Origin of the sequence: Bacillus smithii (assembly GCF_001050115.1) — a bacterium.
Lineage (GTDB): Bacteria > Bacillota > Bacilli > Bacillales > DSM-4216 > Bacillus_O > Bacillus_O smithii.
The window spans coordinates 2,314,709-2,333,581 of sequence record NZ_CP012024.1 but is presented as its reverse complement, the minus strand read 5'-3'; the positions used below and the strand labels follow the sequence as shown (position 1 = coordinate 2,333,581).

Below are 18,873 nucleotides of genomic sequence, written 5' to 3'. Positions count from 1 at the left end.
TCTTTTTGTAAATGAAAATGGGATCTCCAAATATGATATACTTCCTATTAGAACAAATCAGAGGTGTCATGATGGACAAAAATGCAAAAGGAATTGAATATTTGCAAGCAGGAAAAGTCGAAGAAGCATTGAAGATGTTTACAGAACATATCGAAGAGAATCCGCAAGATCCCGCTGCCTATATTAATTTTGGAAACGTTCTAGTTTCTGTGGGCGAGATGCGCAAAGCGGAAAATTTTTTTCAAAAAGCCATTGAGGTGGACGGCAATGCGGCCGCTGCTTATTATGCACTCGGCAGCCTTTATTATAATGAAAATCGTTTTGAGGATGCGGTCGGCTGTTTTGAAAAAGCGATTCAAAAAGGAATGCAAGATGAAGACAGCTATTTTATGGCCGGGATGTGTTTTGTCCAACTGGAACAAAACAAACTCGCTTTGCCTTATCTACAACGGGCAGCCGAATTGAATCCGAACGACAGCGAAGCTCTTTTTCAATACGGACTTTCTTTGGCAAAGCTAAACGTTTATGAAGAAGCGATTCGACAGTTTGAAAAAGTCATTCAGCTCAATCCTAATCATGCCGACGCTTATTATAATTTAGGAGTTGCTTATGCCGGTTATCGAGAGGACCGGGAGCAAGCTAAAAAAATGTTTCAAAAAGCGCTTGAACTGCAAGAAGATCATCTTCTTGCCGGCTACGGTTTAAAGATGCTGGAAAAAATCTAATGAAATTTTCATCTTCTGTGAAACTTTTTCCGATCGCTGGTTGGTGGAACGAATCGTCCTTTAAGGAGAGTTTCCCGTTTTCTTTCCAATTTCGAGATGAAGGGAATCATCAAACATGAGCTGTGGGATTTGGAACCGAAGCAAGGAGGGTCAATGATGGAAGGGCAGCACAATATCGGCCTGTTTGCAGAACAGGAAACATATGTGAAAGGCCGCCATATCGCGACCATCTTTCGCAATGAACAAAATCTTTATACCGTCATAAGGGTAAAAGTGGAAGAAACAAATGACCAATATGAAGAAAAAGAAGCGGTCATTACTGGTTATTTTCCGCAAGTACACGAACATGAAACATACACCTTTTATGGCTTTTTTCAAGAGCATCCAAAATTCGGAATTCAATTTCAATGCAAACATTTTCAAAAAGAAGTTCCTCAGACAAGGCAAGGAGTGATCAATTATTTATCGAGCGAATTGTTCAAGGGAATCGGGCGAAAAACGGCGGAAAGAATTGTCGATCATTTAGGCGAAGATGCCATTTCCAAAATATTGAAATCCCCTTCCGTGCTTGATGGTGTTCCGAATCTATCCTCAGAAAAAGCGAAAGCTCTTTACGATGTTTTAAAGGAAAATGAAGGGCTCGAACAAATCATGGTCGCCTTAAATCAATACGGATTCGGTCCGCAAATGTCCATGAAAATTTACCAGACCTATAAAGAACAAACGTTGGATATTATCCAAAAAAATCCTTATCAGCTTGTGGAGGACGTGGAAGGGATCGGATTTTCGCGCGCTGATGAATTAGGAAAACAGCTTGGAATGGATGAGACACACCCAGAACGTTTGAAAGCAGCCTGTTTGTATACGCTGGAATCGGAATGTCTGCAAGAAGGTCATGTCTATTTGGATCAAAAGGACTTGCTTTCAAAAGGAAAAGCTCTCTTGGATAAAAACAGCAGCACTCCAATCGCTGAGACTGACATATCCGAACAGCTTCATCAATTGAAAAAAGAGAAGAAGCTGATTGAAGAAGAGGACAGAATTTATATTCCGTCTCTCTATTTCGCTGAAAAAGGGATTGTTTCCAATATTCAGCGCATCTTAGCCCAAGATCAATACGAGGAACAATTTCCTGAATCAGAATTTTTATTAGCCTTGGGAAAATTAGAAGAAAGAATTGGCGTACAGTATGCTTCCTCTCAGAAAAAAGCGATCCAAACGGCTTTATTATCGCCGATGCTGCTGCTGACGGGCGGCCCCGGAACGGGAAAAACCACAGTAATCAAAGGAATTGTCGAATTATACGCAGAGCTGCACGGTCTATCTTTGGATCCGAAAGATTATAGTAAAGACGACCCTTTTCCAATCGTCTTAGGAGCGCCTACGGGAAGAGCTGCAAAAAGGATGGCGGAATCAACGGGCCTGCCGGCAGCAACGATCCACCGATTGCTTGGCTGGAACGGACAAGCCGGAATCGATTTTGAACAAGACCGGACCATTAACGGAAAATTAGTGATCATTGATGAAATGTCCATGGTGGATACATGGCTGGCTTATCAATTTTTTAATGCGCTGCCGGAGGAAGTTCAAGTCGTGCTGGTAGGGGACGAAGATCAGCTGCCATCTGTCGGCCCGGGACAAGTGTTAAAAGACTTGCTGGACTCGAAAACGATACCGACTGTACAGCTTACGGATATTTATCGGCAAGAAAACGGATCTTCCATCATTGAATTAGCTCATGAAATCAAAAAGGGAAAACTGCCTGCTGACCTAGCTGTTCAAAAAAAAGATCGCTCGTTTATTAAATGTTCCACACAACAAATTGCCAGCGTTGTTGAGCAAGTGGTGGAAAATGCTCGCAACAAAGGATTTACGGCAAAAGATATTCAAGTTTTGGCTCCAATGTATAAAGGGCCTGCCGGGATTGACCGTTTAAATAAAATGCTGCAGGAAATTTTAAATCCAAATCATGATCAATCTCGAAAAGAATTGGCTTTCGGGGATACAGTCTACCGTATTGGAGATAAAGTGCTTCAGCTTGTCAACAAACCGGAAAAAAATGTATTTAACGGCGATATCGGTGAGGTCATTTCCATTTTTTACGCGAAAGAAAACACGGAAAAACAAGACATGGTCCTTGTTTCTTTTGAAGGAAATGAAGTCACCTATACACGCCAAGAATTGAATCAGATCACTCATGCTTATTGCTGTTCCATCCACAAATCACAAGGAAGCGAATTTCCTATCGTGATTTTGCCTGTTGTGAAAAGCTATTATCGCATGCTGCGAAAAAATTTATTATATACTGCCGTGACCAGAAGCAAAAAATTTTTAATTTTATGCGGCGAAGAAGAAGCGTTTCGTTGGGGCGTTGAACGTAACGATAGTTTGTTGAGAAAAACAACTCTTTGCCAAAAACTGTCAGAAGTGTTGGCTAATAAAGATGCTGACAGCAAGGAAGAAAATTCCATTTCCTATCCGATGAGTGAAGAAGAGTGGATGCAAATCAATCCTATGATAGGAATGGAAAACGTTACCCCTTATGATTTTATGGAGTAAGTCCCACAATAATAAATAGTTCGGGAAAGGTGGGACACTTTTTGCGAACATTTTCTTCCTTAAACAGGCTGCCTGTTTTCGATGTCTGTACAGGTAGCCGCCTTGGGGAGGTTTGCGATCTTTGTATATCGGAAAAAGGCGAGGTAAAGTCGCTGTTAGTTAAGACGGTCTCCCTTTTTTCTGTGAAAAAGCAGCTGCCGATTGATTCGGTAGAATGCTTTGGGGTCGACTGCATCATGACGAAAAAGGAACGGTTGATTCCATTTTGTTCAGATAAAATTTTTACGTTTTTTCATAAACAATCGATCGAAGGAACGCCTTTTTTTGATAAAAATGGAGAAATCCTTGGCCGGTTGAAAGATGTATATTTTCTGGAAAATTTGGGCATGATCGTAGGGTATGAGTTGACGGATGGTTTCTTTTCGGATCTATTGGAAGGCAGCAAAATAATCCGCACGAATACACCCCCTGCGATCGGAAAAGATGCCGTTATCGTCACGCCAGAACGTGTGCGAGGTGGCTTTCATGCTTATTTGTCCAAATTGCCAGAGTAAAGATATCGGCAAAATAGGGATCAACCAATACTATTGCTGGAATTGTTTTATTGAGTTAACCGTATCCAATCAAATGATTTACACTCATCAAGTGGAGGAAGATGGTTCTTTAACCTCTTTGGACGATTTGTTCGATGAGAAACAACGACGACTAAGCTGAAGGAGTGTTTGTTTCATGAACAAAGCCATGATTTCATTGCTGGGATTTGGAGCCGGTGTGGCTGCTTCTGCTTGGGCCGGCCGTTCCTCCATGCTTAATCAACGGCAAATACGGAAACTCAGAAAACAGGTGAGAAAATTATTTTAGCGAGAAAAGAGATGCAGTCCGCTGCATCTCTCAGACTGTCGACAAATCCGAAAAAACCGGATTTGCCGACAGTCTTTTTTTGTATAATTAAGATACCGTAATGAATTGAGGTGGATGAAGTGCTAACAAAAAATACACAGATGAATCGTGATCAAATAGAAATGATAGCTTTAGACCAACTTGTACCTGCAGATCATTTGGTTCGTAAAATCGACGCTGCTATTGATTTTTCATTTATCTATTCGCTTGTTCAAGACATGTATTCATCGGAAAGAGGTCGACCAAGTATTGATCCAGTTGTATTGATTAAAATGGCTTTCATCCAATATACCTTCGGTATTCGTTCCATGCGAAAAACTATAGAGGAAATCGAAACGAATCTGGCTTACCGTTGGTTTCTTGGATTTGGTTTTTATGATAAGGTACCTCACTTTTCAACGTTTGGGAAAAACTACGAGCGACGCTTTAAGGATACAGACTTATTTGAACAGATATTCTATCGCATTTTGAAAGAAGCTGCAGATAAGAAGCTGATAAGCAGTGAGCATGTCTTTATTGATTCTACTCATGTCAAAGCGAGTGCGAATAAGCATAAATTTGAGAAGAAAGTGGTTCGAAAAGAAACGAAAGCCTATCAAGCACGTCTACAAGATGAGATAAATGCTGATCGAGAAGCACATGGAAAAAAGCCATTTCCTCCAGATAAATTTGGGAAAGAAGAATATAAAGAAATAAAAGAAAGTACCACTGATCCGGAAAGTGGTTACTACGTAAAAGACGAGCGAACAAAACAGTTTGCTTACTCATTCCATGCTGCTGCGGATCGAAATGGCTTTGTTTTGGGGGCTATTGTAACGCCAGGGAATATTCATGACAGTTCCGTATTGGAGCCACTTCTTGAAAAAGTCATAGAAAAACATGGAAAACCGGTTGTAGTTGCTGCTGACGCTGGATATAAAACTCCCGCCGTTGCCCAATACATATTTGAAAATGATATGACCCCTGCTTTACCTTATACTCGCCCTCGTACAAAGGATGGTTATTTCAAAAAACATGAGTATGTTTACGATGAATACTACGATTGTTATCTTTGTCCGCAAGGACAAGTGTTAAAATATGCAACTACGACGAAGGAAGGCTATCGTCAATATTTTTCTGATCCAGTCCAGTGTAAAGATTGTCCATTCCTTTCGAAGTGCACCCAAAGTAAGGAGCATAAAAAACTGATTCAGCGACATGTATGGGAATTTTATTTAGAGGAAGCTGATCATCTTCGGCATACACAAGAGAATAAGAGCATTTATGCAAGACGGAAAGAAACCATTGAACGTGTTTTTGCTGATGCAAAGGAAAAGCATGGTATGCGTTGGACAACCTTAAGAGGTCTAAAAAAATTGTCCATGCAGGCGATGCTAACTTTTGCTGCAATGAATTTGAAAAAGATGGCTTGCTGGACATGGAAAAGTCCAGCAATAACATAAAATAGACCCCTGGAGGGGTCTATTCCAAACATTTGAAAGCATAAAAGTGACAAAAGGCATCCGAAAGCGCACATTCGGATGCCTTTTGTCTACACTCTGAGAGATGCAGTCCGCTGCATCTCTTTCTCTTTCCATCTTCCTTGAACATTCAGTCTGAAGCCCCTCAAAACTTCAAGTCACGATTTAAAACCAACCAATCTTGGTTGAAAAGTACAGCAGGCTGGATGATTTAGGAAAAAGATTCTTCGAATAAAGTCAGCATCCCACTCGCAACCTAATAGTAGATGGTTTGCTATGTTGGGGATGAGATGATGGATCCTAAAAGATACATAAAATGGATGTACCAATTGGGTTTTTTATTATTGGTCTTTGTGACACTTTATTTGCTTGTTCTCTTAAAACCGGTATGGCTGCCTTTTTTAAAAGTCATCTTCACCGGGCTTTTTCCATTTTTCTTAGGGGCTTTTATTACCTATTTGCTTCATCCGTGGGTGGAGAAACTTTATCAAGCGGGCCTGCCTCGCGGACTGTCTATTTTCCTGATTTATCTCCTCTTTTTCGGGGGAGTGGGTTATTCCATTTACAAAGGTATTCCTGTCATTATCGAGCAGCTGAACGAGTTGTCTGAGAACGCTCCCGTGTTAGTATCTCAATATCAACATTGGATGTTTCACCTCGAAAGAAAAACTTCCACTTGGCCGGATGGCCTTCAAGATCAGATTCAAGCGAGAATTCATGCTTTTGAAACTTGGCTTACCAATCTTTTGGCTTTGTTTATCGGTTGGTTGACGAAAATGCTGAATTTTCTTTTGCTGTTTGCCGTTGTTCCATTTGTTTCTTTTTATTTGTTAAAAGATTTTCATGATGTTAAAAAGGTGATTTGGTATTTAACGCCGAAAAAGTGGCGGAGAAAAGGGCTTTATTTTCTGAAAGATTTGGATGAATCGCTTGGTGGGTATATAAGAGGACAGATTCTAGTCTGTGTGCTGCTCGGAACGGTTGCTGCTTTCCTTTTTTGGATGATTCATATGAAATATCCTGTATTGCTTGGAATCATTATAGCTGTTACCGACATCATTCCTTATTTTGGGCCTATTATCGGTGCGGTGCCGGCCGTTGTCATTGCGGTGGCCATTTCAAATAAAATGGCCGTCTACGTGATCATCATCATTTTGGTTCTGCAGTTTTTAGAAGGAAATGTATTGTCCCCGTTTATTGTCGGCAAAAGCTTAAACATGCACCCTTTATTTATCATGGCTGCCCTTATCATCGGCGGAGAAGTCGGAGGAATTGCCGGATTAATTTTCGCCGTGCCGTTTCTGGCCGTTGTAAAAGTGGCAATGGTGCATGCAAAAACGCATTTATGGAAGCCCCAGAAATAACGTTGACAAATATTGAATAACTTTCTATAATGCGACATAGACAAGTGAATCCAAATTGTATGAACAAATTAACGAATTACCAAGATTGATCGATAAGGCCATTTCCTTTAAAAACAATTTCAAATGGGTATAAAACAAAGAAGGATCGAGTATGTTATAGACCATCTGAGTGTAATGATGATTACACGGAAGAGAGGAATTTCCCCGGGCTGAAAGAAATTCCAGATGAAGGATAACAGAAGGCTAATCCGGAGTGCAGGCAAAAACTGCCGTAGTACGCCGCGTTAAGGCGCCAAAGAGATGGATTGTGTGAATCGATGGATCCATAATCAGGGTGGTACCGCGAAGAGCCCTTCGTCCCTGTCCGGGAAGGAGGGCTTTTTTTATTTTAGAGCGCCACAATTGGTCAGTTAGCCGGACTCTTTTCATCCGTTTTGCTTGCAAAACGATTTTATCCATAACTCTAGTTTTTCATTGTACATACAGAATTGTTTATGTAGGAGGTTATATCATGAAAAAATTAACTGGCGCCCAAATACGCCAAATGTTTTTGGACTTTTTTAAAGAAAAAGGCCATCAAATTGAACCGAGCGCATCACTCATTCCAAATAATGATCCATCTTTGTTGTGGATCAACAGCGGTGTGGCCACTTTAAAAAAATATTTCGATGGCAGGGTGGTACCGGAAAATCCGCGAATTACAAATGCTCAAAAATCTATTCGCACAAATGACATTGAAAATGTGGGGAAAACGGCTCGCCACCATACGTTTTTCGAAATGCTTGGAAACTTTTCTATTGGAGATTATTTCAAAGAAGAAGCCATTGCATGGGCATGGGAATTTTTGACCGATCCAAAATGGATGGGTTTCGAGAAAGAAAAGCTTTCCGTTACCATCCATCCCGAAGATCAGGAAGCCTATGAAATTTGGAACAAGAAAATTGGGATTCCAGAGGAGAGGATTATTCGTTTAGAGGGCAACTTCTGGGATATAGGCGAAGGGCCAAGCGGTCCCAACTCGGAAATTTTTTATGACCGCGGTCCGCAATATGGAGACGACCCTAATGATCCTGAACTGTATCCTGGCGGTGAAAACGACCGCTACCTGGAAATATGGAATTTAGTATTTTCCCAATTCAATCATAATCCGGATGGCACTTATACACCGCTTCCAAAGAAAAATATTGATACCGGTATGGGTCTTGAGCGAATGGCTTCCGTTGTTCAAGAAGCGGAAACGAACTTCGATACCGATTTGTTTTTGCCTATTATAAGAGCTACTGAAAAAATTTCAGGAGAAACTTACGGAAAAGATCCGGAAAAAGATGTTGCATTTAAAGTGATTGCCGATCATATTCGTACGGTCACTTTTGCCATTGGAGACGGGGCATTGCCTTCCAACGAAGGAAGAGGCTATGTTCTTAGACGATTGCTGCGCAGAGCTGTCCGCTATGCGAAAAAGATCCATATAAATCGTCCTTTCATGTATGAACTTGTCCCAGTTGTGGGAAACATTATGATTGACTACTATCCGGAAGTAAACGATAAAGCTGCCTTTATTCAAAAAGTCGTGAAAAATGAAGAAGAACGATTCCATGAAACACTGCATGAAGGTCTTTCTATTCTCGAATCGGTGATCCGTAAGGCAAAAGTACAAAATCACAAAACGATTAGCGGCGAAGATGCCTTCCGCCTATATGATACGTACGGATTCCCGGTGGAGTTAACGGAAGAGTATGCAGAAGAAGAAGGCTTGAAAATCGACTATGAAGGATTTGAAAAAGAAATGGAACGTCAGCGGGAACGAGCCCGTTCAGCACGTCAAGACGTCGATTCCATGCAAACTCAGAACGTTCTTCTGCAATCCATTACAACGAAAAGCGAATTTATCGGATATGATCAGCTGGAAACAGACGCAGTGGTAGAAGTGATTTTGAAAAACGGAGAAATAGTTTCAAAAGCCAGTGCAGGCGACACCGTCCAATTCATCCTCAATCGGACTCCTTTTTATGCAGAAAGCGGCGGTCAAATCGCAGATAAAGGAGTACTTGTAGCTGATCATGTGAAGGTCACCATTCAAGATGTACAAAAAGCGCCAAATGGACAGCACCTTCATAACGCCGTCATTGATGAAGGGATTCTCGAACAAGGACAATTGGTTCACGCGCAAGTTGATAAAACGGCCCGTGCAAACGTGACTCGGAACCATACAGCTACTCACCTTTTGCATCAGGCGTTGAAAGATGTACTTGGAAATCACGTTAACCAAGCAGGTTCGCTGGTAGAACCTGAACGGCTGCGTTTTGACTTCTCCCATTTCGGTCAAGTGAGTCCAGAAGAATTGGAAAAAGTTGAAGCGATTGTGAACGAAAAAATTTGGAAAAGCCTTCCGGTCGGAATTGAATATAAAGGACTGGAGGAAGCAAAAGCACAAGGTGCGATGGCTTTATTCGGCGAAAAGTACGGCGATATTGTCCGCGTTGTCTCCATCGGAGATTACAGCTTGGAGCTGTGCGGTGGCTGCCATGTGCCGAACACGTCAGTTATCGGGTTGTTTAAAATTGTTTCCGAGACGGGGATCGGCGCTGGAACCCGCCGGATTGAAGCTGTCACAGGTGAAGGAGCATACCAGCTGTTAAACAGCCAAGTAGCGTTATTAAAAGAAGCGTCTGAAAAATTAAAGACGCATCCAAAAGACATTTTGACGAAAATTGACAGTATTCAAGCAGAAATGAAAGAATTGCAGCGTGAAAATGAATCACTTGCTGCAAAATTGTCCAATATAGAAGCGGGCAGTCTTATCAATCAAGTGAAACAAGTTGATGGAATCAATGTGCTGTCAGCGAAAGTCGATGCGTCGGATATGAATCAATTGCGAAGCATGGCAGATGAATTAAAGCAAAAATTGCCGTCAGGAATCATCGTTTTAGGTTCCGTTCAAAAAGAAAAAGTGAATTTTATCGCCGGCGTGACGAAAGACCTTGTGGCGAAAGGATTCCATGCAGGAAAACTTGTAAAAGAAGTGGCCGCTGTTTGCGGCGGGGGCGGAGGAGGCCGCCCGGATATGGCTCAGGCCGGCGGGAAACATCCGGAAAAAACGGAAGAAGCGCTCGCTTTTGTCGAAGAGTGGGTGAAATCCGTTTCCATTGAATAAAAGATAGTGTACAATATGGGTAAATGGACTGAAGGCGTGAAGCCGAAACGAGGTGCGAGGGAATGAGCTCTTTTGATCAGACAATGAAATTCCATTTTTCAGATGAGCCTTTTGATCATGACGTGAAAGAAATTCTTTTCCAAGTTTATGACGCTCTTCAAGAAAAGGGATACAATCCCATTAATCAAATTGTTGGCTATTTGCTTTCAGGAGACCCAGCTTATATTCCCCGGCATAAAGATGCCAGGAACTTGATTCGAAAATTGGAACGGGACGAAATTATTGAAGAATTGGTTAAGACGTATTTGAAGCAGCGAGAGGAATAATCATATGAGAACTATGGGGTTAGACGTGGGCTCCAAAACAGTCGGCGTTGCGATAAGCGACGAATTAGGATGGACAGCCCAAGGAATTGAAACCATCAAGGTGGATGAAGAGAAAGGCGATCTTGGTTTCGACCGTTTAAAAGAACTAATCGAAGATTATCAAGTCGATAAGATTGTGGTCGGGTTGCCCAAAAACATGAATAACACGATCGGCCCGAGAGGAGAAGCTTCTCAAGCGTATGCGAAAAAACTGGAAAAAGAGTTTTCTCTTCCCGTTGTGCTCTGGGATGAAAGGCTGAGTACGATGGCTGCCGAAAGAGTTCTGTTAGAGGCGGACGTGAGCCGCAAAAAAAGAAAAAAAGTCATTGACAAAATGGCTGCTGTCATGATTCTACAAGGTTATTTGGATAGTTTGAAATAACTGTTAGAAAACAATGCGGCTGCCGTTCAATAAATAATGAGGTGAAAAGATGGAACACGGAGATCAACATATTACTGTAGTAGATGAAGAAGGAAATGAGATTTTATGTGAAGTGCTTTTTACATTTGATTCCGAGCAATTTGACAAATCTTATGTGCTCTATTATCCGGCGGAAACAACTGATGATGAAGAAATTGAAATTTTTGCCGCTTCTTTTCATCCCAGTGAAGGAAATTCCGGTGATCTCGAACCGGTAGAAACCGAAGAAGAATGGGATCTTATTGAAGAAATGCTGAATACGTTTCTCGATCAAGAAGAAGAGCACGAACATAATCATGAACACGAACACGAAAAATAATCATTGGAGAATTTTTCAGGCCGTTCTAAAATTTAGAACGGCCCTTTTCCACGTTCTGTAGTATAATGATGGATGGAAAAAATGATCGATTGATCCCGTTTTATGTCGGAAGGGGAAAGAGAATGTCGAAGTTTCATTGGGATTTAACTGACTATAGAAGAAAAAAAAGAAAAAGAACCTTTTTTTTATCACTATTTGCTGTCATTGTTGCCTTGGCAGCAGTGGTCTTTTTCTATATCTACCAGTCGCTGCAGCCAGTAGATAAGGGAAATCGCACACCGGTCAAAGTGACCATCCCCCAAGGGTCAAGCGCCGCAAAAATCGGAGAAATCCTAGAAAAAAAAGGTATTATCCGCAATCAACAAGCCTTTAAATATTACATACAATGGAAGGGAAAAACAGGATTCCAAGCTGGAACCTATTATTTTGCGCCCTCCATGTCTCTTGATGATATCATACGTGATTTGCAGAAGGGAAATTCTTATGAATTTGCCAAAATCGTATTCACGATACCAGAGGGACGTCAATTGCGCGAGATTGCCAAAACGATTAGCAAACATTCGCCTTATGATTACAATACCGTCTGGAATCGTTTAAACGACCGTGCTTTTATTCAGCAATTGATCAAAAAATATCCGGATTTGCTGACAAAGGAAATTTTGAATCCAAAAGTAAAATATCCATTAGAAGGGTATCTGTACCCGGCTGTTTACGCTTATTATGATCCGAAAACTCCGCTGGATACGATCATTGAAGATATGATCGCCAAAACAGATCGCGTCCTATCTCAATATCAAAAAGCCATGAAGGTCAAACATTTGACCCCTCATCAATTGCTTACAATGGCTTCTCTTATTGAAGAAGAAGCGACAAAGAAAGCGGATAGACGTAAAATCTCCAGCGTTTTCTATAACCGGCTGGCCAAAAAAATGCCGCTGCAAACAGATCCGACTGTGCTTTATGCACTCAACAAGCATAAAAGTCGTGTCGTATATAAAGACTTAAAAGTGAATTCGCCATACAATACGTATAAATATAAAGGATTGCCCCCTGGTCCCATCTCAAATTCCGGAATATCTTCTTTAGAAGCAGCTTTAAATCCGGAACAAACGGATTACCTGTATTTTCTTGCGGCGCCTAGCGGGGATGTTTATTATGCTAAAACGTTGGAAGAACACAATCGATTAAAACAAAAATTTATTACCAATTACTACGATGCTGAAAAGAAATAAGAGCTATTAGCATTTATGATAAAAGTATGGTAAACTAGACAAAGTTAAACTTCCGCCAATTGTACTCCTCGGCATCAACGGTCGGGGGAAAAGGCTTTTTAGAAGACGAAATGAAAGACGAGTGGAAAGCTTTCGGGCTTTCTGCTTTTTCTTGTCAATCGATTTTCGCTTCTTTTCAATTCATTTAGCAGGAATGGGGAAGAAAGATGGAAGAAAAGATAGCACAATACTGGCAGTCGCTCCTTCCTGAAAAACCGCTTTTCATTCAGGAGATGGAACAATTGGCGAAAGAAGAACATGTTCCTATTATGGAATCGGCCGGCATCGAAACGATGCTGCAATTTATGAGAATCCAAAAGCCTAAAAAAATTCTCGAAATCGGCACGGCGATTGGATATTCAGCGATTCGAATCGCACAAGCCATCAGCGGGTCTGAAATTGTCACGATTGAACGTGATGAAAGCCGCTACAATCAAGCGATTCAATTTATTCGTCGGGCAGGTTTAGAGAACCGCATTTCCGTGATTTTGGGCGATGCATTGGAAGTGGTAGCGGAAGCAGGCGAGATGGGGCCTTATGATGCCATTTTTATCGATGCGGCAAAAGGTCAGTATCAAAAGTTCTTTGAAATGTACACACCGTATTTAGCGGAAAACGGTGTTGTGTATACTGATAATGTGCTCTTTAAAGGACATGTGGCTGAAACGGATATAGCAAAGAAGCGAATTCGCCAATTAGCATCCAAAATCCGTCAATATAATCAATGGTTGGTGAATCATTCGTCCTTTTCGACGATGATCATTCCTGTTGGCGACGGGCTGGCAATCAGTATTTATCGAGGTGAAAAAGATGGCAAATAAACCAGAGTTACTCGTTACTCCTACCAGTGTTCAAGATATTTTGCCTTTGTGCGATGCTGGAGCAGATGCATTTATGATAGGGGAGCAGCGATATGGGCTCAGACTGGCCGGCGAATTTTCTCGCGATGACGTGATAAAAGCAGTTGAACTTGCACATTCGCGAGGGAAAAAAGTATATGTGGCAATGAATGCCATCTTTCATAATGAAAAAGTCGAAGAATTAAAAGATTATATTCTGTTTTTAAAGGACGTAAAATGCGATGCGATCGTTTTTGGCGATCCTGCGGTGTTGATGACAATCCGGGAAATAGCACCAAATATGAAATTGCATTGGAGTACGGAGACTACGGGAACCAATTGGTATACTTGCAATTACTGGGGGCGCCTTGGATCAAAGCGGGCCGTTTTGGCTCGTGAATTAAGCATGGATGCCGTCATTGAAACAAAAGAACATGCCGAAGTGGAGATCGAAGTTCAAATACATGGTATGACTTGCATGTTCCAATCGAAGCGTGCTTTGCTTGAGAATTACTTTGAATATCAAGGAAAAATGTTGGAAATAAAGAATAAAAACCAAGACAAAAATATGTACCTTTATGATAAAGAACGGGACAATAGATACCCGATTTTTGAAGATGAAAACGGTACTCATATTATGAGTCCAAACGATGTTTGCATGATCGATGAACTCACCGAAATGGTAGAAGCAGGAATCGATAGCTTCAAAATCGACGGCATATTAAAAGAACCGGACTATATCATCGAGGTGACAAAACTGTATCGCAAAGCAATCGATTTATGTGCAGAAGATCCGGATGCCTATGAAGAAGTGAAAGATCAGTTATATGAACAAATAGTGGCCATCCAGCCGAAGCATCGTCCATTGGATACGGGCTTTTTCTTTAAGGAAACGGTTTATTAATTAGGGATTGTAGGGTATGCCAAGTTGAATACAGCCCAATGGAGATTGAGTGGAGCGGATGTTTAAGTCTTTGTCTATATTTTAAAAGGAGGCATCGGAATGTCTACGATATTGAAAGATAACATTTCACAAATTGTTGACGGAAAACGAGTGATCGTCAAAAAACCAGAGTTGCTGGCGCCTGCCGGCAATTTGGAAAAGTTGAAAATTGCTGTCCATTACGGCGCCGATGCTGTCTTTCTCGGAGGGCAGGAATATGGATTGCGCTCCAATGCCGATAACTTTACCCTTGAAGAAATAAAAGAAGGGGTGGAATTTGCGAAGAAATACGGCGCTAAAATTTATGTCACAACCAATATTTATGCTCATAACGAAAATATGGACGGACTAGAAGAGTATTTAAAAGCTTTGGAAGATGCAGGGGTAGCTGGAATTATCGTCGCTGATCCGTTAATCATTGACGCGGCTGGACGCGTTGCTCCTAAACTGGAACGACATTTGAGCACGCAGCAGTCTTTAACGAATTGGAAAGCTGCCCAATTTTGGAAGGAGCAAGGACTCGAGCGTGTTGTGCTTGCGCGTGAAACAAGCGCGGAGGAAATTAAAGAAATTAAACAAAAAGTCGATATTGAAATTGAAGCGTTCATCCATGGCGCTATGTGCATCGCTTATTCAGGAAGATGCGTTTTAAGTAATTATATGACAGCACGCGATTCCAACCGTGGAGGATGCTGCCAGTCCTGCCGTTGGGATTACGACCTCTATCAATTAAACGGAGACAAGGAAAAGCCTTTATTTACTGAAAAAGATGCTCCGTTTGCGATGAGTGCCAAAGATTTGAAATTAGTCGAATCGATTCCGAAAATGATTGAACTCGGGATTGATAGTTTGAAAATAGAAGGCCGAATGAAGTCCATTCATTATATTGCGACTGTTGTCAGTGTATATCGGCAAGTGATTGATTCTTACTGCGCGGACCCGGATCATTTTACGATGAAACAAGAATGGCTGGATGAACTTGAAAAATGTGCCAATCGTGAAACGGCTCCTGCCTTTTTTGAAGGGGGAGTACCGGGTTATGAAGAACAATTATTTGGCACACACAGCAAAAAAACAGCTTTCGATTTCGCGGGGCTGGTATTGGATTACAATCCGGATACCCAAATGGTGACATTGCAGCAACGCAACCATTTCCGTCCGGGAGACGAAGTGGAATTTTTCGGCCCTGAAATCGAAAATTTCACCCAAACCATTGGAACGATTTGGGATGAGGAAGGAAACGAAATCGACGCTGCGCGCCATCCTTTGCAGATTGTACGATTTAAGGTGGATCGCCCGCTTTATCCATACAACATGATGCGAAAGGAGACAAAATAGCTAGATGGATAAAAAGCCAGTGATCATCGGGGTTTCCGGCGGTTCCGGCTCCGGAAAAACGAGCGTTACAAAAGCAATATATAATAATTTTAAAGGACACTCCATTTTGGTATTGGAGCAAGATTCCTATTATAAAGACCAAAGCGATGTGCCTTTTGAGGAACGATTAAAAACGAATTACGACCACCCTTTGGCTTTTGACAATGACCTATTGATTGAGCACTTAAAAAAATTGCTTAATTATGAACCGATCGAGAAACCGGTTTACGATTATACCATTCATACTCGATCTAACGAAACGATCCGTGTAGAACCGAAAAATGTCATTATATTAGAAGGCATATTAGTACTGGAAGATGAAAGGCTTCGCAATTTAATGGATATTAAGCTCTTTGTGGATACCGATCCAGACTTGCGCTTCATAAGACGCTTGACACGAGACATAAAAGAGCGCGGTCGAACTTTAGAATCCGTGGTCGAACAATATATTCAAGTGGTTCGTCCAATGCATAATCAATTTATCGAACCAACGAAACGGTATGCGGATATTATTATTCCGGAGGGCGGTCAGAACCATGTAGCCATCGATTTAATGGTTACTAAAATTCAAACGATTCTTGAACAAAAATCAATTTTGTAATAACATGTTTAAAAAAATACAATAGATATGAATAGAAAAGCGAAACATTGCTAGTTGTTTTTTCAATTAGAGATGGACAGCTTAAAAAGGAGTGAAGGGACATGTCTACGGAGAAAGAATATCCAATGACACGGGAAGGGAAATTAAAACTGGAACAAGAACTTGAATACTTAAAAACGGTGAAACGGAAAGAGGTAGTTGAAAGAATTAAAATTGCCCGCAGTTTTGGTGACCTTTCCGAAAACTCAGAGTATGATTCTGCAAAGGAAGAGCAAGCATTTGTTGAAGGACGGATTAACACGATTGAAACGATGATCCGCAATGCGAAAATTATTGAAGATGATGAATACAATCCGGATACAGTAACGCTTGGAAAAACGGTTACCTTTGTGGAACTTCCAGAAGGAGAAGAAGAAAGCTATACCATTGTAGGAAGTGCAGAAGCTGATCCTTTTGAAGGCAGAATTTCCAATGATTCACCTATAGCGAAAAGCTTATTGGGCTGCAAAGTAGGCGATGAAGTGACCGTGCAAACACCGGGCGGGGAAATGTCTGTAAGAATTGTCGCAGTAAAATAAGAAAAAGGAGGGCTGAATGCGAAAGCGTTCAGCCTTTTATGCATGAAGCTCAAGTTGAATTCTCCCTTGTTTTGTTGCTTTTTGCGTTTCGGCTCATAAAACAATATGGAAGATCTCGGCTATTTACATAATCTTTTTTAAAAATTGGATCATCATAGTAGAATAATGTACAAGAGCGACTTCGAATTTGGTTAAAAACGAATAGAAAGTCACTTTTCAACGGACGGGATATATGGTACATTTCATCATGTTGCAAGGGATGGTTTCTTGCACATCCGTCAGTGTGTACCAATGGAGATCAAGAATGGGAAGGGGTAGTTGGCCCTAGAGGAAGTTTCACTTTATCAGCAAACATGATAGAATGATGAATAATCCCCTAAGAGAGGAGAAGGTTTTTCCATGAATGATCAATATCCGTCTCGTTCAGAGAAGCGATTGAAACGAAAGAAAACGAATCGCATTTTAAATACGGCGATTGTTGTGGTTATTATTTTAATTATTCTAGTAGCTTTTTCTATTTTTTCCGGCGGAAATGATGATGAAACATCGAAAAAAACCAGTGATGAGCCGAAAACTTCCCAGCATGAAACAGCTAGCGTGAATAATAAGGACAAGCAGGAATCTAAACAGGAAAAGCATACGAAGAAGGAGAAAAAAGAGAAGAAAGAGGAAGAGAAAAAAGAAAAAGTGATTGTTGAACAAGGCGGCGGTCCCAATGTCGAGGAGACGATCAAGGATCCCAACTGGGAGCCGGTCGCCACTCAGCAAAGCGGAGAACATGTGTCTTCTTTTGATACGAATTCCGTCGACTGGAAAGAAAAGGTGAAGGCGCTTTCTTATGCTACCGGCATTCCCGAAGACAGTATGACTGTATGGTTTATAAGCGGCCAAGGACCTGATAAGGCCATTGGAACGGTTTCTCCGAAAGGCCGTAAAGATGATGCGTATCGGGTATATATAGAATGGGTAGATGGGAAAGGATGGAAGCCTGTTCAGGTGGAAAAATTGATGCATAACGATAAAGGCTAACCCAAGTTGGAATAGGAGGAAAAAGGGTGAAAATCGCAATCATTGGCGCCATGGAAGAAGAAGTGGCGATTTTACGCAATCAAATCGAATCTAGCAGTACTGACAAAATAGCGAACAGCGAATATACATCCGGCAAGCTAAAAGGGGCAGATGTCGTCTTGCTTAAATCGGGCATCGGAAAAGTGAACGCCGCTATGTCAACAGCTGTGTTGCTTTATCACTATCAGCCGGATGTGGTGATTAATACCGGTTCGGCAGGGGGATTGAACCCTGAATTGCAAGTAGGAGATATCGTGATCTCAACAGAAGTACGCCATCATGATGTTGATGCCACCGTATTTGGATATGAATATGGACAGGTGCCGCAGATGCCTGCCGCGTATTTGGCGGATAAACGTTTAATTGAAACGGCAGCTCGATCTGCAGAAACATTGACTGGGGTTCAAGTTGTCAAAGGGCTGATCACGACGGGAGATTCTTTTATGAGCGATCCGGATCGCGTCGAATCGATCCGTCATAAATGGAATGATTTGCAGGCAGTTGAAATGGAAGCTGCAGCTATTGCACAAGTATGCTATCAATTTGGTACACCTTTTGTCATCATTCGTTCTCTTTCCGATATTGCTGGCAAGGAGTCGAATATCAGTTTTGATCAGTATTTAGAAAAAGCGGCTCGAAATTCCGCTGAACTAGTGGTTAAAATGGTAGAATCTTTAAAATAGATTGCTACTATCATTATATTTAAGATGATTTTCCAGACCTGTATTTAAGTTACTAATTCATGATCACTTCCTCTGTGCTAAAGTAGAAGAAAGGGTTTGAACCCATCTTTTAGAACGGCCTTCAAAGACACGAATCCGGCTGCGCCGCTATTTCTCGAATGTGCCTTAAGGCTGTTTTTGGTTCATGTTTTTTATGGAAGTGAAGACAACTGGGGACAATCAAGATTAACGGTTGTACGTTCAAAC

19 protein-coding genes are annotated in these 18,873 nt (G+C 41.3%); all 19 read left to right on the top strand.

What is annotated here, in order from left to right; translation table 11 throughout:
• The first annotated feature begins 71 nt into the window (after window positions 1-71).
• Window positions 72-725 (top strand): tetratricopeptide repeat protein, encoded by a 654-nt coding sequence (locus BSM4216_RS10985; RefSeq protein ID WP_048623735.1) that lies wholly within the window; start codon window positions 72-74, stop codon window positions 723-725.
• A gap of 156 nt (window positions 726-881) precedes the next feature.
• The gene (gene recD2 / locus BSM4216_RS10980) at window positions 882-3,284 is read left to right on the top strand and encodes an SF1B family DNA helicase RecD2 (RefSeq protein ID WP_156179250.1); all 2,403 of its coding nucleotides are present in this window, start codon (window positions 882-884) and stop codon (window positions 3,282-3,284) included.
• A gap of 41 nt (window positions 3,285-3,325) precedes the next feature.
• Window positions 3,326-3,838 carry a PRC-barrel domain-containing protein gene (locus BSM4216_RS10975; protein ID WP_003355464.1) on the top strand — a complete coding sequence of 171 codons (513 nt, stop codon included), beginning with the start codon at window positions 3,326-3,328 and terminating at the stop codon, window positions 3,836-3,838.
• Window positions 3,810-3,998, top strand: a complete 189-nt coding sequence (locus BSM4216_RS16405) for a hypothetical protein (RefSeq protein WP_003355463.1) — start codon at window positions 3,810-3,812, stop codon at window positions 3,996-3,998. Before BSM4216_RS10975 ends, BSM4216_RS16405 begins: the two co-directional genes overlap by 29 nt.
• 15 nt (window positions 3,999-4,013) lie before the next feature.
• The gene (locus BSM4216_RS16400) at window positions 4,014-4,145 is read left to right on the top strand and encodes a YrzQ family protein (protein WP_003355462.1); all 132 of its coding nucleotides are present in this window, start codon (window positions 4,014-4,016) and stop codon (window positions 4,143-4,145) included.
• A 119-nt stretch (window positions 4,146-4,264) separates the two neighbouring features.
• Complete coding sequence (locus BSM4216_RS10970) at window positions 4,265-5,626, top strand: IS1182 family transposase (RefSeq protein ID WP_048622333.1); 1,362 nt, start codon at window positions 4,265-4,267, stop codon at window positions 5,624-5,626.
• A gap of 311 nt (window positions 5,627-5,937) precedes the next feature.
• Window positions 5,938-7,008, top strand: coding sequence for an AI-2E family transporter (locus BSM4216_RS10965; RefSeq protein WP_048623734.1), 1,071 nt, complete (start codon window positions 5,938-5,940; stop codon window positions 7,006-7,008).
• 511 nt (window positions 7,009-7,519) lie between these two features.
• Window positions 7,520-10,162: an alanine--tRNA ligase gene (alaS, locus tag BSM4216_RS10960; protein WP_003355460.1), complete on the top strand. Its 2,643-nt coding sequence runs from the start codon at window positions 7,520-7,522 to the stop codon at window positions 10,160-10,162.
• 62 nt (window positions 10,163-10,224) lie between these two features.
• The gene (locus tag BSM4216_RS10955) at window positions 10,225-10,488 is read left to right on the top strand and encodes an IreB family regulatory phosphoprotein (RefSeq protein WP_003355459.1); all 264 of its coding nucleotides are present in this window, start codon (window positions 10,225-10,227) and stop codon (window positions 10,486-10,488) included.
• 4 nt (window positions 10,489-10,492) lie between these two features.
• Window positions 10,493-10,909: a Holliday junction resolvase RuvX gene (gene ruvX / locus BSM4216_RS10950; RefSeq protein WP_003355457.1), complete on the top strand. Its 417-nt coding sequence runs from the start codon at window positions 10,493-10,495 to the stop codon at window positions 10,907-10,909.
• Between the two features lie 49 nt (window positions 10,910-10,958).
• On the top strand, window positions 10,959-11,267 hold the full coding sequence (locus BSM4216_RS10945) for a DUF1292 domain-containing protein (RefSeq protein WP_003355456.1): 309 nt from the start codon (window positions 10,959-10,961) through the stop codon (window positions 11,265-11,267).
• A gap of 122 nt (window positions 11,268-11,389) precedes the next feature.
• A complete protein-coding gene (mltG, locus tag BSM4216_RS10940; protein ID WP_048623733.1) occupies window positions 11,390-12,499 on the top strand; it encodes an endolytic transglycosylase MltG in 1,110 nt (369 codons plus the stop codon).
• Between the two features lie 206 nt (window positions 12,500-12,705).
• On the top strand, window positions 12,706-13,359 hold the full coding sequence (locus tag BSM4216_RS10935; protein WP_048623732.1) for an O-methyltransferase: 654 nt from the start codon (window positions 12,706-12,708) through the stop codon (window positions 13,357-13,359).
• Window positions 13,349-14,281 (top strand): peptidase U32 family protein, encoded by a 933-nt coding sequence (locus BSM4216_RS10930; protein ID WP_048623731.1) that lies wholly within the window; start codon window positions 13,349-13,351, stop codon window positions 14,279-14,281. Before BSM4216_RS10935 ends, BSM4216_RS10930 begins: the two co-directional genes overlap by 11 nt.
• Window positions 14,282-14,380: 99 nt before the next feature.
• Window positions 14,381-15,658 (top strand): peptidase U32 family protein, encoded by a 1,278-nt coding sequence (locus tag BSM4216_RS10925; protein WP_048623730.1) that lies wholly within the window; start codon window positions 14,381-14,383, stop codon window positions 15,656-15,658.
• A gap of 4 nt (window positions 15,659-15,662) precedes the next feature.
• A complete protein-coding gene (udk, locus tag BSM4216_RS10920; protein ID WP_003355449.1) occupies window positions 15,663-16,298 on the top strand; it encodes a uridine kinase in 636 nt (211 codons plus the stop codon).
• 101 nt (window positions 16,299-16,399) lie between these two features.
• A complete protein-coding gene (gene greA / locus BSM4216_RS10915) occupies window positions 16,400-16,876 on the top strand; it encodes a transcription elongation factor GreA (protein ID WP_003355448.1) in 477 nt (158 codons plus the stop codon).
• 399 nt (window positions 16,877-17,275) lie between these two features.
• The gene (locus tag BSM4216_RS10910; protein ID WP_048623729.1) at window positions 17,276-17,905 is read left to right on the top strand and encodes a YrrS family protein; all 630 of its coding nucleotides are present in this window, start codon (window positions 17,276-17,278) and stop codon (window positions 17,903-17,905) included.
• A 26-nt stretch (window positions 17,906-17,931) separates the two neighbouring features.
• Window positions 17,932-18,627, top strand: a complete 696-nt coding sequence (gene mtnN / locus BSM4216_RS10905) for a 5'-methylthioadenosine/S-adenosylhomocysteine nucleosidase (protein ID WP_048623728.1) — start codon at window positions 17,932-17,934, stop codon at window positions 18,625-18,627.
• The last annotated feature ends 246 nt before the right edge of the window (window positions 18,628-18,873 follow it).

Coding starts and splice junctions, on each gene's coding strand:
- BSM4216_RS10985 (WP_048623735.1), top strand. CDS start 72: ATGGACAAAAATGCAAAAGGAATTGAATATTTGCAAGCAGGAAAAGTC.
- recD2 (WP_156179250.1), top strand. CDS start 882: ATGGAAGGGCAGCACAATATCGGCCTGTTTGCAGAACAGGAAACATAT.
- BSM4216_RS16405 (WP_003355463.1), top strand. CDS start 3,810: ATGCTTATTTGTCCAAATTGCCAGAGTAAAGATATCGGCAAAATAGGG.
- BSM4216_RS16400 (WP_003355462.1), top strand. CDS start 4,014: ATGAACAAAGCCATGATTTCATTGCTGGGATTTGGAGCCGGTGTGGCT.
- BSM4216_RS10965 (WP_048623734.1), top strand. CDS start 5,938: ATGGATCCTAAAAGATACATAAAATGGATGTACCAATTGGGTTTTTTA.
- alaS (WP_003355460.1), top strand. CDS start 7,520: ATGAAAAAATTAACTGGCGCCCAAATACGCCAAATGTTTTTGGACTTT.
- BSM4216_RS10955 (WP_003355459.1), top strand. CDS start 10,225: ATGAGCTCTTTTGATCAGACAATGAAATTCCATTTTTCAGATGAGCCT.
- ruvX (WP_003355457.1), top strand. CDS start 10,493: ATGAGAACTATGGGGTTAGACGTGGGCTCCAAAACAGTCGGCGTTGCG.
- BSM4216_RS10945 (WP_003355456.1), top strand. CDS start 10,959: ATGGAACACGGAGATCAACATATTACTGTAGTAGATGAAGAAGGAAAT.
- mltG (WP_048623733.1), top strand. CDS start 11,390: ATGTCGAAGTTTCATTGGGATTTAACTGACTATAGAAGAAAAAAAAGA.
- BSM4216_RS10935 (WP_048623732.1), top strand. CDS start 12,706: ATGGAAGAAAAGATAGCACAATACTGGCAGTCGCTCCTTCCTGAAAAA.
- BSM4216_RS10930 (WP_048623731.1), top strand. CDS start 13,349: ATGGCAAATAAACCAGAGTTACTCGTTACTCCTACCAGTGTTCAAGAT.
- BSM4216_RS10925 (WP_048623730.1), top strand. CDS start 14,381: ATGTCTACGATATTGAAAGATAACATTTCACAAATTGTTGACGGAAAA.
- udk (WP_003355449.1), top strand. CDS start 15,663: ATGGATAAAAAGCCAGTGATCATCGGGGTTTCCGGCGGTTCCGGCTCC.
- greA (WP_003355448.1), top strand. CDS start 16,400: ATGTCTACGGAGAAAGAATATCCAATGACACGGGAAGGGAAATTAAAA.
- BSM4216_RS10910 (WP_048623729.1), top strand. CDS start 17,276: ATGAATGATCAATATCCGTCTCGTTCAGAGAAGCGATTGAAACGAAAG.